The sequence below is a fragment of the Acidovorax sp. GW460-11-11-14-LB4 genome, assembly GCF_059423685.1.
This window is the reverse complement of the sequence record NZ_JBWKYJ010000005.1, coordinates 14,345-27,200: the sequence shown is the minus strand read 5'-3', so window position 1 is coordinate 27,200 and position 12,856 is coordinate 14,345. Positions and strand designations below refer to the sequence as shown.

The window sequence follows — 12,856 nt, the reverse complement described above, 5'->3', positions numbered from 1 at the left end:
ACGCTCATGAACACTCTGTATCGCAAGAAGCTGCCCGGCACGCAGCTCGACTACTTTGATGCCCGCGAGGCTGTCGAATCTCTGCAACCGGGCGCCTGGGCCACCCTGCCCTACACCGCCCGAGTCCACGCCGAAAACATCGTGCGCCGCGCCGATCCGGCCACCATTGATGACTGCCTGCGCCAGCTCGTCGAGCGCAAACGCGACCGCGACTTCCCCTGGTATCCGGCACGCGTGGTGTGCCACGACATCCTGGGCCAGACGGCGCTAGTGGATCTGGCGGGCCTGCGCGATGCGATTGCCAAGGAGGGCGGCGACCCGGCCCAGGTGAACCCAGTGGTGCCAGTGCAGCTCATCGTGGACCACTCGCTGGCCGTGGAGTGTGGCGGGTTCGACCCCGATGCCTTCGCCAAGAACCGCGCCATCGAAGACCGCCGCAACGAGGACCGCTTTCACTTCATCGAGTGGACGAAAAAAGCCTTTGCCAACGTGGATGTGATCCCGGCGGGGAACGGGATCATGCACCAGATCAATCTGGAAAAAATGTCGCCCGTGGTCCATGCCGACCGTGGCGTGGCCTACCCCGACACCTGCGTGGGCACCGACAGCCACACACCGCATGTGGACGCCCTGGGCGTGATCGCCATCGGCGTGGGCGGACTGGAGGCCGAGAACGTGATGTTGGGGCGCGCATCGATGATGCGGCTGCCTGAGATCGTGGGCGTGGAGCTGACCGGACATCGCCAGGACGGCATCACCGCCACCGATGTGGTGCTGGCGCTCACCGAGTTTTTGCGCAAGGCCAAGGTGGTGGGCGCCTATCTGGAGTTCTTTGGCGAAGGCGCCGCCAAGCTCACGATTGGCGACCGCGCCACCATCTCGAACATGGCGCCCGAATACGGCGCCACGGCGGCGCTGTTCAGCATCGACGAACAGACGCTGGAGTATCTGACGCTGACGGGCCGCGAGGCGGAACAAGTGAAGCTGGTCGCGACCTATGCCAAGGCAGCGGGATTGTGGTCCGACACTCTCAAAGGCGCTGTCTATGCGCGCAACCTGGTGTTCGATCTGTCGAGCGTGGTGCGCAACCTGGCCGGCCCCTCCAACCCCCACGCGCGTGTTGCCACATCCGACCTGGCGGCCCAAGGCATCGCAGGCCCCTGGGCCATGCCCGCCCCGCAGGACGGCACGATGCCCGATGGCGCCGTGGTCATTGCCGCCATCACCAGCTGCACCAACACCTCCAACCCGCGCAACGTAATCGCCGCCGCGCTGCTGGCGCGCAACGCCAACCGGCTGGGCCTCACGCGCAAGCCCTGGGTCAAAACCTCGCTGGCGCCCGGCTCCAAGGCGGTGGAGCTATATCTGAAGGAGGCGGGCTTGCTGGCCGACCTGGAAAAGCTCGGCTTTGGCATCGTGGCCTTTGCCTGCACCACCTGCAACGGGATGTCGGGTGCGCTCGACCCTGCCATCCAGCAGGAGATCATCGACCGCGATCTGTACGCCACCGCCGTGCTCTCGGGCAATCGCAATTTCGACGGGCGCATCCACCCCTATGCCAAGCAGGCCTTCTTGGCCTCGCCCCCGCTGGTCGTGGCCTATGCGATGGCGGGCACGGTGCGTTTTGACATCGAAAAGGACGTTCTGGCGGTGGTGGACGGCCAGGCGATTCGCCTCAAAGACCTGTGGCCCGGCGACGACGAAATCGACGCGGTGGTGAAGGCAGCCGTCAAACCCGCGCAGTACCGCGCCGTGTACGAACCCATGTTCGCCCTGCGGCCGGGCGATAGCGAGCGCGTGTCGCCCCAGTATGACTGGCGCCCACAGTCCACCTACATTCGCCGCCCGCCCTACTGGGACACTGAGGGCATCGGCGCGCTGGCCGCCCACCCGCGCACCCTGCAGGGCATGCGCCCGCTGGCCATCCTGCCCGACAACATCACCACCGACCACCTGTCACCCTCAAACGCCATCCTGCGGGACAGCGCAGCGGGCGAATACCTGGCGCGCATGGGCGTGCCTGAGGAAGACTTCAACTCCTACGCCACGCACCGGGGTGATCACCTCACCGCCATGCGCGCCACGTTTGCCAACCCGCAGCTCGTCAACGAGATGGCCGTGGTGGATGGCCAGGTGAAAAAAGGCTCGCTCGCCCGCGTGGAGCCCGAAGGCCGGGTCATGCGCATGTGGGAGGCCATGGAAACCTATCTGAACCGCCGCCAGCCGCTCATCGTCATTGCCGGTGCCGACTACGGCCAGGGGTCCAGCCGCGACTGGGCCGCCAAGGGCGTCCGCCTGGCGGGTGTGGAGGTGGTGGTGGCCGAGGGCTTCGAGCGCATCCACCGCACCAACCTGATTGGCATGGGGGTGCTGCCGCTGGAGTTTGAGGCGGGGGTCAACCGCACTACGCTGGGGCTGGATGGGACGGAGGTGTATGGCGTGGAGGGCCACCGCGCGCCAGGCGCCCGCCTCACGCTGCTCATCCGCCGTCAAAATGGTGCATGCGCCAAAGTACCCGTGACTTGCCGCCTGGACACGGCCGAGGAGGTTTCCATCTACGAAGCCGGGGGAGTCCTGCAGCGCTTTGCGCAGGACTTCCTGGCCGCCAGCAACGTGGAGCGAGGCAGCGGCCATGAGAGGCCCCCGGCTGATTTTCATGGCCAAGCCACCGCCTGAGGTGGCTGCAGCGATGTGGATCGCCATTGCACGCAATGGGCTGGAGCAAAGTACCTTGTCTCCCATGGACAACTGGCACCAGACCCTGTCGGACCGCTATGGGGACACCCCGGAAATACGCCAGAAAATGTTGCGCGCAGGCGCCGGTGTGAAGGCGCGCGCATGCACGTTGGTGCTCAACCGCATTCGCGACGGGGTGTACAGAGATCAGGGCCAAACCACCATCCAATGGTCCTTCCGGGCCCGTGGAAGGCCGCACTGCTTCGATGCCTTGCTAGCGGCAGTCCGGCACGCGCTGAGTACAGAAGGGCTGGCGACGAAAACAGGCCACACGCCACACACCACCATCAGCTACTGGGCGCCAACACGCCTGGGCCCTACACAGATGAACCAGATTGCCTGGACCATCGACGAAATCCTGCTGGTGGTGGGCCGCAACGACGAGAGCGGCAGCTACAGCTACGAAACCATCGGCCGTTGGCCGTTGCAGCCCGCGCCGCCCGACCCGTCCAGCACACAACTGCCGCTCTTTTGACCCAACCGCACCCACCATCCGGCGACGACGGCCTGCCTACGTATTTCTAACCATGCTCACTGCCTCTCAAATCCGAATCCCGGCTACCTACCTGCGCGGCGGCACCAGCAAAGGCGTGTTCTTCTGCCTTGACGAACTGCCCGCCCCCGCCCAACAACCCGGCCCGGCGCGCAACGCGCTGCTGCTGCGCGTGCTGGGCAGCCCCGATCCGTATGGCAAGCAGATCGACGGCATGGGCAATGCGTCGTCAAGCACCAGCAAAGCGGTGATCCTGTCGCGCAGCACGCGGCCGGAGCACGACGTGGACTACCTGTTTGGTCAGGTGTCCATCGACCAGCCCTTCGTGGACTGGAGCGGCAACTGCGGCAACCTCTCGGCAGCGGTGGGGCCCTGCGCCATACACATGGGGCTGATCGATGCGGCGCGCCTTCCGCAAGACGGCACCTTCCCCGTCCGCATCTGGCAGGCCAACATCGGCAAGACCATCGTGGCGCATGTGCCCATGGCCCACGGGCAGGTGCAGGAGACGGGCGACTTTGAGCTGGACGGTGTGACCTTTGCCGCCGCCGAGGTGGCGCTGGAGTTCATGGACCCGGCGGACGATGGGGAAGAAGGCAGCGCCATGTTCCCCACCGGCAATGTCGTGGACACGCTCGAAGTACCAGGCGTCGGCAGCTTTGCCGCCACGCTGATCAACGCGGGCATCCCCACCATTTTTCTCAACGCCCAGGAACTGGGCTACACCGGTACCGAGCTGCAAGGCGCGATCAATGGCGATGCGGCGGCACTCGCACGCTTCGAGGCCATCCGCGCCCACGGCGCCCTGCGCATGGGACTGATCCAGCACGTGAGCGAGGCCGCCACGCGCCAGCACACGCCCAAGATCGCGTTTGTCGCGCCGCCTGCGAGCTACACGGCCTCCGGCGGCAAAGCCATTGACACTAAAGACATCGACCTGCTGGTGCGCGCGCTCTCCATGGGCCAGCTGCACCACGCCATGATGGGCACGGCGGCGGTGGCCATTGGCACGGCGGCAGCCATCCCAGGCACGCTGGTCAACCTGGCAGCGGGCGGGGGCGTGCGCAGCAGCGTGCGGTTTGGCCACCCCTCGGGCACCCTGCGTGTGGGGGCTGAAGCGGCACAGGTCAACGGCCAGTGGAAGGTGACCAAGGCCCTGATGAGCCGCAGCGCCCGCATCCTGATGGAAGGCTGGGTGCGGGTGCCGGGCGACATTTTTTAAAGCAAAAATGGCTTGATGCGCTAGTGACTCATGCGCCAACAGCTATCAAACATATAGCAACCCAGCTCACCACCCCAACCATGAACACCAGACAACAACTCAAAGCCCTGGCCCAGGCTCGCCGGGGCGTCATCGTGCCCGGCGCTTTCAACGCCCTCTCCGCCCGCGTGGTGGCCGACCTGGGCTTTGAAGCCCTCTACGTCACCGGCGCTGGCGTGACCAACATGTGGTTCGGCCTGCCCGACCAGGCCTTCATGGGCCTGACCGACATTGCCGACCACACCGCACGCATCCGCGACGCGGTGGAGCTGCCGCTCATCGTCGATGCCGACACGGGTTTTGGCAACGCCCTCAACACCTACCATGCGGTGCGTGTGCTGGAGCGCGCGGGGGCCGACTGCATCCAGCTCGAAGACCAGGTCAGCCCCAAGCGCTGCGGTCATTTCAACGGCAAGGACGTGATCAGTACCGACGAGATGCTGGGCAAGATCAAAGCCGCCGTGGATGCGCGCCGCGACGCAGGCACCCTCATCCTGGCCCGCACGGATGCCTGCGCCACCCAGGGCTTCGAGGCCGCCGTGGAGCGCGCCCAGCGCTTTCAGGAGGCGGGCGCAGACATCCTGTTTGTGGAGGCCGTCACCACGCTGGAAGAGATCCGCGCCCTGCCCCAGCGGCTGGCGGCGCCACAGTTGATGAACATGGTGATCGGAGGCAAGACCCCCATCACCCGCGCCGAAGAACTCGCCGGCTTGGGCTATGGCCTGGTGCTGTACGCCAACGCAGCGCTGCAGGGCGCGGTGGCTGGCATGCAAAAGGCCTTGACCGTGCTGCGCGACGCGCAGCGCATTGACGAAGACCCCGCACTGGTCGCACCGTTTGCAGAGCGCCAGCGGCTGGTGCGCAAAGCCGACTGGGATACGCTGGAAGCGAAGTACGCCAGGCCTTAGTGTCACCCCCGGGGCAAGAACCCGTCGCGTTTTTGCCTTCAAGGCCGCACAAGCCACCGGTGCCGGGCACAATGGGTCTTTCCAGCACACCGTGCGCGCTGCACCATGCAAAGCATTTCTTCGTTGAACCTGGTGGACCTGTTGCTCGACGCCGTCTGCATCGTGCGGGGAGACAGCTCGATTGTGTTTGTCAGTTCAGCGTTCGAGCGCATCTTTGGGTACACCCCCGACGAAGTGGTCGGCAAGCGCATGCTGGACATGGTGCACCCCGACGACCTGCCCGCCACGCAACGACAGGCCCACAATGTGACGCAGGGCGAGCTGCAGCTGCAGTTTGAAAACCGCTACGTGCGCAAGGATGGCTCCATCGCCCACATCCGCTGGACGGCCCGCTGGCTGCCCGACAAGCAGGTGCGGCTGGCCGTGGCCCACGACATCACCGCGCGCAAGGCCACCGAGTCGATGCAGGCGGTGATCTACGCCATCTCCGAAGCCGCGCACACCACACACAACCTGCAGGCCCTGTTCCAGCACATTCACCAGATCGTGGGCGGCCTGTTGCCCGCCACCAATTTTGCGGTGGCCCTGTACAACCCGCACGATGACCAGCTGAGCTTTCCGTACCACGTCAACGAGCACCTGCCCGCACCCGAACCCATGGCGCTGGCCGAGGACCCGCGCTATGCGGAGGTGATCCGGGGCGGCGCCACCTTGCTGCTCACGCCGGACTCGTCGGTAGCAAAGGCCACGCACTGGCGCGCTGCAGCGCATGCCACGCAGGCGCCGCTGTATTGGCTGGGTGTGCCCTTGCAGACGCAGCGTGGCCCCCTGGGAGCACTGGTGCTGCAAAGCTACACCGAACAAGGCCGCTACACCGACAAGGACAAGGATCTGCTGCAGTTCGTCTCCACCCAGGTAGCGGCCGCCATTGAACGCAAGCAGATGTATGAGCGCCTTGAACATATGGCGCAGTACGACCAGCTCACGCACCTGCCCAACCGCCAGCTGTTTCTGGACCGGCTCAAGACCGCCCTGGCCCGCGCGCGGCGCGACCAAACGCTGCTGTCGCTGCTGTTCATTGACCTCGACCGGTTCAAGGAAGTGAACGACACCCTGGGCCACGCCATGGGCGATCTGCTGCTGCAGCGGGTGGCGCAGCGGCTGCTCGAATGCGTGCGCGCATCCGACACGGTGGCGCGGCTGGGCGGAGATGAATTTGTGGTGCTGCTCGAAGGCGGCCAGGCCCGCGAGCACGCCTGTGCGGTGGCCGACAAGATACTCGCGGCCTTTGGTCAGGATTTCGACCTCGAAGGCCAGCGTCTGTACATCCAGCCCAGCATTGGCGTGGCCATCTACCCCGAGCATGGTGGCGAAGAGCACCGCCTGCTGGGCCACGCCGACGAAGCCATGTACCTGTCCAAGCGCAACGGCGGCAACCAGGTGCGGGTGGCGCTGGCGCCCCTGCATTCCTGATGTCCGTGATGCCAGCCCGTCTTGCACACGTCCGTCCCTGGCTCTGAGGCGACTTCGGTGGGGGCATACAACGGGACCAATCCGCTTGTACTGCAGTGCGTGGTGCGGTTGGGTCTGGCTGTGGCGGCCTTGCCGGTGGCCCTTGCCGTCACGCTGATGCTCTATCCCGTGTGGTCATGGGTGGAGCGCACGACAGGCATCGAAAGCGTGGGCCACAGCGGGCCGGCCAGCTGGTGCTATCTGGCCGTGTGGGTGCCCATGGTCACGGCCCTGCTGCTGCCCCCAATGTGGCGCCTGGCCAAGGCACTCTCGCACAAGCCACATGGCCACGCAGACACATAGGGGTTCTTGGGTCGAGGTTCACCGCCGCAGGCATATCACCGCACAATGCGGCCTGGCATTCGCAACCCCGCTGGCCGGATGCTCTGACCCACCCCTGGGTCACTTCACCACACTCGGCGCCCAGCGCCACGCACCCATGCTCTACAACGCCTTGAAGCTTGTCCATGTCCTGTCCATCATCGTGTGGGTGGGGGGCATGGTGTTCGCCCATTTTTTTCTGCGGCCTGCCGCGCAGTCGCTGGAGCCCCCGCAGCGCCTGCGGCTGATGCATGACGTGCTGCAGCGCTTCTTTGTGGCAGTCACTGCCGCCGTGGTGCTGGTGCTGGGCAGCGGCCTGTGGATGATCGGCCGCGCGGCCAAGCAGGCCGTTCAGACGGGCGGTGTGTTCTCCATGCCACTGGACTGGACCATCATGGCCACGCTGGGCCTCGTGATGATGGCCATCTTCGGCCATATCCGCTTTGCGTTGTTCCGGCGCCTGCAGCGTGCCGTGGCAGCGTCGGACTGGCCCAGCGGCGCCAAGGCCCTGGGCAGCATCCGCAGCTGGGTGGGCGTGAACCTGGCGCTGGGTGTGGTGATCGTCGTGGTCACGCTGCTGGTCTAGGGTCTATTGATTGGATGGGCCCGCAGCCTGCTGCCCCGCGCGGCAGCACGCACCGCGTGGCCCCAGGAGTTTTGACGTTGTTCCGTTTCTTCGAAAGCCGGCTTCCCCCCTACCCCGCTGCAGAGCCGCACTTGCCTCCCAAGGCCTTTTTGGCCTTTGTGTGGGACGGCACCCGTGGCCTGCGTGGCTACGTGGCCGCCATGGCAGGTTTGTCCGCAGCCATTGCCATTTACGAAGCCCTGCTGTTTGCCGTGTTGGGCGTGGTGGTGGACTGGATCTCCACGTCCGCGTCTCCGGGCACGCTATGGGCCGAACGCAAAGCGGCGCTGATCGGCATCACTGCGCTGCTGCTGGTATCGGTGGTGCTGGTCGCCTTGCAGACCAGCATCAAGCACCAGGTGCTGGCCATCAACTTTCCGCTGCGGCTGCGCTGGAACTTTCACCGGCTGATGCTGGGCCAGAGCATGGCGTTCTACGCCGACGAGTTTGCGGGCCGCATCACCACCAAGATCATGCAGACCGCGCTGGCCGTGCGCGACATGATCTTCACGACCACCGACGTGGTGATTGGCATGGGCATCTACCTGGTGACCATCCTTGTGCTGCTGGCCGGGTTTGACGCGCGGCTGCTGCTGCCGTTTGCCGCGTGGATGGTGGCCTATGGCCTGGCCTGCTGGTACTTTGTGCCGCGCCTGGGCCAGGTGGGCAAGGCGCAGGCCGACGCGCGCTCGGTGATGACCGGGCGCATCACCGACGCGTACACCAACATTGCCACCGTCAAGCTGTTCTCGCACACGCGGCGCGAATCCGAATTCGCGCGCGCGGCTATGGACGCGTTCAAGCTGACCGGCTATGCGCAGATGCGCCTGGTGAGCCTGTTCGAGATCGTCAACCAGCTGCTGGTGGTGGCCATGATTCTCGGCGCGTGCGGCACGGCCCTGTGGCTATGGTCGGCCGGCGAGGTGGGTGCGGGTGCCGTGGCGGCCGTCACCGCGATGACGCTGCGCGTATCGGGCCACGCGCACTGGGTGATGTGGGAGATGACCACCCTGTTTGAAAGCGTGGGCACTATCCAGGACGGCATCAACACGCTGACCCGACCGCGCGCCGTGGTGGATGCCCCCGACGCCAAGCCCCTGGTCGTGACCCAGGGCGAGGTGCGCTTTGAGGACATGAGCTTTGCCTACGGCAGCGGCCCCGATGCCCGTCCGGTCATCGACCGCCTCAACCTCACCATCCGCCCCGGCGAGAAGATCGGCCTGATTGGCCGGTCGGGCGCGGGCAAGTCCACGCTGGTCAACCTGCTGCTGCGCTTCCACGATGTGCAGTCGGGCCGCATTCTCATCGATGGGCAGGACATTGCCCACGTGACCCAAGACAGCCTGCGCCGCCACATCGGCATGGTCACGCAGGACACCTCGTTGCTGCACCGCTCCATGCGCGACAACATCCTGTACGGCCGCCCCGATGCCAGCGAGGCCGACCTGCACCAGGCGGCCGCGCGTGCAGAGGCCGCAGACTTCATCGCCACACTCACCGACCTGCAGGGCCGCACCGGCTATGACGCCCATGTGGGCGAGCGCGGCGTCAAGCTCTCGGGTGGCCAGCGCCAGCGTGTGGCCATTGCACGCGTGATGCTGAAAGACGCGCCCATCCTGCTGCTGGACGAAGCCACCAGCGCGCTCGACTCCGAGGTGGAAGCGGCCATCCAGCAAAGCCTGGACGGCTTGATGCAGGGCAAGACGGTGATCGCCATTGCCCACCGCCTGTCCACCATTGCCGCCATGGACCGCCTCATCGTGATGGACGCGGGCCGCATTGTGGAAGAAGGCACACACGCCCAGCTGCTGGGCCAGGGCGGCGTGTATGCCCGGCTGTGGGGCCACCAGAGCGGCGGGTTCCTGGGCGAATCGGAAGAAGACTGAATCGGCGAGGACGGATACGAGCCGCCTGGGCGACACGCTGTCGCGCACGCGGCTGTGCGGCGGGTGTGTTGTCCCTACGGTGGCGGGTTTCAACACTGGATGGAATAGCACCGATGATCAAAGTCACCGCCGTTTACCGCTGGCGTGAAGGCGCCACCTTCAACCACGACTACTACCACTCCGAGCACATGCGCATCGCCCGCGCAGCATTGCAGCCGCTGGGCCTGGTGCGGCTGGAGAGCGACCGTGTTCTCTACCCTGGCGAGCCGCGCCCGGGCCAGATCGTGGCGCTGACCAACGCGTTCTTCAGCGACCTGAAGCAGGCCCAAACGGCCGCCAAGGCGACTATGGCTGAGCTGTCGGCAGACATTCCCAACTACACCAACATCCAGCCCGAATCGTACTTTGCGCAGATGCTGGAGCACCCTGTGACCGCCTGACTGCCTCGGGGGTATGCGGTGGTTGGGTCCGCCACTACCCGCGTTCGCGCAAGGCCTTGAAGAGCAGGCCCAGGCACACGCCCATGCCCAGCAAGGGGATGGCGGCCAGCACCGCCACCACGGCACGCGCCAGGGGCGACCAGTCAAAGTCGCGCGCCGTGCGCCACGCGCCCAACGCGGCGATCAGGCCCAGAACCAGCATGCCCATGCGGAAGCTGGCTCCGGGTTTGAAGAAAGCCATCAGCAATGCCCCATTGGCCACACCAATGCCCAGCGCCGCATGGCCCAGGTGCCATGCGAACGTGGAGGTGGAGCGTCCATAGCGGGCATCTTCATGGGCATCGCCCTCGTCGCCCTCTTCGCTGCGATGCGTCGGGCCTGTGCGGCTGCGCGATGGGCTGGGCGCCTGCGAACGCGGAGTCTGTGGCTCTGGCGGCCTGGCTGTACCTGGCGACGGCGGGGCGCCATCACCCCGCCCCCATTCACCTGCGGACAGACCCGCCGCTGCCGCTGCGCCCACCACCCGCGCGGCGGCCCCACCAGCAGCCTGAGGATTCGGGGCGAGTCCCCGCTCTTGCAACACGGCACGCAGCCGCCCCGGCTCGCGCAGTGCCATCACCAGCGCCCGCACGGGCCCCTGCTCTTGCGGCTTGATGCGCAGGTCGGCCACCTGCATGGTGGTGCCCCGTGTATTGGCCAGCATGAACAACGCCTTGGCCACCAGGGCATCTTTGGGGCCGCCCTTGCCGCTTTCGATGAAGGTGCCCAGGTTGTAGGTGGCGTCGGCGTGGCCTGCCTCGGCCGCCTGGGCATACCAGGCGCGGGCCTGGGCCAGGTTCACGGGGCCGCCATAGCGGCCATGCTCGTCGCTGGTGCCCAGGTGGAACGCGGCGTGCGGATCGCCCTCGCGGGCGTACCAGCCCGGCAGGTCGCGCAGGGGGTTGCCAGTCCACACCAGGGGTGCTGCGGCACCTGGTGCGGACGAATCCGCAGCCATGGGCGCCAGGCTGAGGCCGCCGGGCGATTCGGACGCTTGCTGGGCCTGCTGCTTTTGCTGCGCCCGCTGCCGCTGCGTTTGCGCGGCGGCGTTCCACTTGGCGGCCTGCTGCGCGTCCGCCGGTCCCCCCCAGCCGCGCTCGAACATCACGGCCAACAGGCGTTTGGCGGGTTCATGGTCCCAGTCTGCAGCGCGCTGGCACCAGGAGCGCGCGTTCTCGTAGTTGGGCTGCTCCCAGCCGATCACGGTCTCCAGCGCCTGCAGAAAGGCTGCCACCTCATGGCCCTGGGCCGCTGCGGGCTCCAGGGCGTCTGCCGCTTCAATGCGCTTGCGCGAGTACAAGGCCAGTTGCACGCTGCGGGCCACAGCGTCATCGACTGCCTTGCGCTCTTCGTCCACGATCTGCAGCAGTGTCTCGCCCGGGGCGGCCGTCAGCCGCGCCATCAGAGCCTGAACGCGGGCCTTGGCCTTGTCCGGAAAGCGCTCGTAGAAGGCTTGGGCGTCCTTGCGGGTCTCCGCATCGTGCGCGCCTATGAGCTGCAGTGCAGCCGCCAGGTCAAAGTGCCTGCGCTGGCCCACGGTGCCAAAACGCAGGGCCCGACCCAGCGCATACAGCGCATGGGGGTTGCCACGCGAGGCCCAGCGCCGGTACTCGGCCCAGGCTTTGGCGTCATCGCCCGCCTGGCGCGCACGGACCGCATGGCGCACCTGCAAGTCGGGCTCCTCAGGAGCGTCGCCATTGGCCAGGTAGTGCACGCCACTTTGTGGGTCATACAGATTCAGGCCCAGGCGGGCCGCCTGCTCCCAGCCATCGTCAAACGGTGGGCCCCAATCCGGAAAGCGAGTGTTGATGCCGACGCCAAAGGTCCGGTCGGTGATGTCAGGACCACCGAGGTAAATGTCCCAGAACCCGGCAAAGCGCTGTTCGACGGCCCGGGCCCAGGCAGTGAATTGGGGGCTCATCGGCACCTGGGGGCCGGCCTCCACGCGCTCGTACTGCGCGTCCGCCTCGGCCTTGGTGGCGGGCCAGGGCCAATCAGCGGGCTTCTCCCAGATCTGGATGGTGTAACTCATGGCTCCCTCCTCGGATGCCGCTCGGAATGCGGCTTGTTGTTTGTGTTGACGCTCGTCAAGTGCGAGCAAATTCTAGAAGCGCCCTCCGCCAGCCTGCATCGCGGCACCTCTCTGTTTTGTCCAGTGATGTGCCAGCACCACACCCGGATATCTGCTGCCGTTTTTGAGTAAAAATGGGCTGTAGCGCCCATACTCTATGCGCCAATAGCTCTTTTTTTTATAGCAAACCATGTCCCAGCCACCCATTTCCGTTATGGCCCTTGCGATGCCTGTGCCCACCGGCGAGCAGCTCAAGGCCGCGCGCGTTGCAGCCGGGCTCAGCCAGGCGCAAGCTGCCGAACTCATGGGCTACCCACTGCAGACCGGCAGCCGGGGCGGCGTGCAGTCGCGCACCTGGCAGGCGCTGGAGAGCATGACCGACGAGCGCAACATGCAGGGACCCGTGTTCGCGATGTTTCTGTTGCTCACCGGACAGCATCCCGATCTCGTGCTCGCACATCGCTCGCCATCGACGGACGCCCCCGCGAGCGCGCCAGCGCCCAACCCGCAATAAAAAAGGCGGAACGGCCCAAAGGCAGTTCCGCCAAGTCTCTACAGGAAGAA

At 66.1% G+C, this 12,856-nt stretch carries 11 protein-coding genes; 10 read left to right on the top strand and 1 reads right to left on the bottom strand.

The features are described from left to right. The first annotated feature begins 6 nt into the window (after nt 1-6). From acnD to AC07X4_RS03865, 9 genes are all read left to right on the top strand, one after another. A complete protein-coding gene (gene acnD, locus AC07X4_RS03905) occupies nt 7-2,676 on the top strand; it encodes a Fe/S-dependent 2-methylisocitrate dehydratase AcnD (protein ID WP_494739295.1) in 2,670 nt (889 codons plus the stop codon). After that, nucleotides 2,657-3,211: a hypothetical protein gene (locus AC07X4_RS03900; RefSeq protein ID WP_494739294.1), complete on the top strand. Its 555-nt coding sequence runs from the start codon at nt 2,657-2,659 to the stop codon at nt 3,209-3,211. Before acnD ends, AC07X4_RS03900 begins: the two co-directional genes overlap by 20 nt. A gap of 52 nt (nt 3,212-3,263) precedes the next feature. Continuing rightward, the gene (gene prpF / locus AC07X4_RS03895) at nt 3,264-4,451 is read left to right on the top strand and encodes a 2-methylaconitate cis-trans isomerase PrpF (protein ID WP_494739293.1); all 1,188 of its coding nucleotides are present in this window, start codon (nt 3,264-3,266) and stop codon (nt 4,449-4,451) included. Nucleotides 4,452-4,531: 80 nt separating this feature from the next. Continuing rightward, nucleotides 4,532-5,398 carry an isocitrate lyase/PEP mutase family protein gene (locus AC07X4_RS03890; RefSeq protein WP_494739292.1) on the top strand — a complete coding sequence of 289 codons (867 nt, stop codon included), beginning with the start codon at nt 4,532-4,534 and terminating at the stop codon, nt 5,396-5,398. A gap of 105 nt (nt 5,399-5,503) precedes the next feature. Further along, nucleotides 5,504-6,871 carry a sensor domain-containing protein gene (locus tag AC07X4_RS03885; RefSeq protein ID WP_494739291.1) on the top strand — a complete coding sequence of 456 codons (1,368 nt, stop codon included), beginning with the start codon at nt 5,504-5,506 and terminating at the stop codon, nt 6,869-6,871. Between the two features lie 21 nt (nt 6,872-6,892). Next, complete coding sequence (locus tag AC07X4_RS03880; RefSeq protein ID WP_494739290.1) at nt 6,893-7,213, top strand: hypothetical protein; 321 nt, start codon at nt 6,893-6,895, stop codon at nt 7,211-7,213. 136 nt (nt 7,214-7,349) lie between these two features. After that, complete coding sequence (locus tag AC07X4_RS03875) at nt 7,350-7,817, top strand: CopD family protein (RefSeq protein ID WP_056062555.1); 468 nt, start codon at nt 7,350-7,352, stop codon at nt 7,815-7,817. A gap of 77 nt (nt 7,818-7,894) precedes the next feature. After that, nucleotides 7,895-9,742 (top strand): ABC transporter ATP-binding protein, encoded by a 1,848-nt coding sequence (locus tag AC07X4_RS03870; RefSeq protein ID WP_056745074.1) that lies wholly within the window; start codon nt 7,895-7,897, stop codon nt 9,740-9,742. 113 nt (nt 9,743-9,855) lie between these two features. After that, the gene (locus AC07X4_RS03865; protein WP_056745076.1) at nt 9,856-10,182 is read left to right on the top strand and encodes an EthD family reductase; all 327 of its coding nucleotides are present in this window, start codon (nt 9,856-9,858) and stop codon (nt 10,180-10,182) included. Between the two features lie 34 nt (nt 10,183-10,216). On the opposite strand, the gene AC07X4_RS03860 is transcribed toward AC07X4_RS03865, so the two are convergent. Then, nucleotides 10,217-12,253: a tetratricopeptide repeat protein gene (locus AC07X4_RS03860; RefSeq protein WP_494739289.1), complete on the bottom strand. Its 2,037-nt coding sequence runs from the start codon at nt 12,251-12,253 to the stop codon at nt 10,217-10,219. 229 nt (nt 12,254-12,482) lie between these two features. Here AC07X4_RS03860 and AC07X4_RS03855 point away from each other — a divergent pair, with 229 nt between their 5' ends. After that, entirely contained in the window at nt 12,483-12,806 is a 324-nt protein-coding gene (locus AC07X4_RS03855) for a helix-turn-helix domain-containing protein (protein ID WP_436077431.1), read from the top strand. Nucleotides 12,807-12,856: the final 50 nt, after the last annotated feature.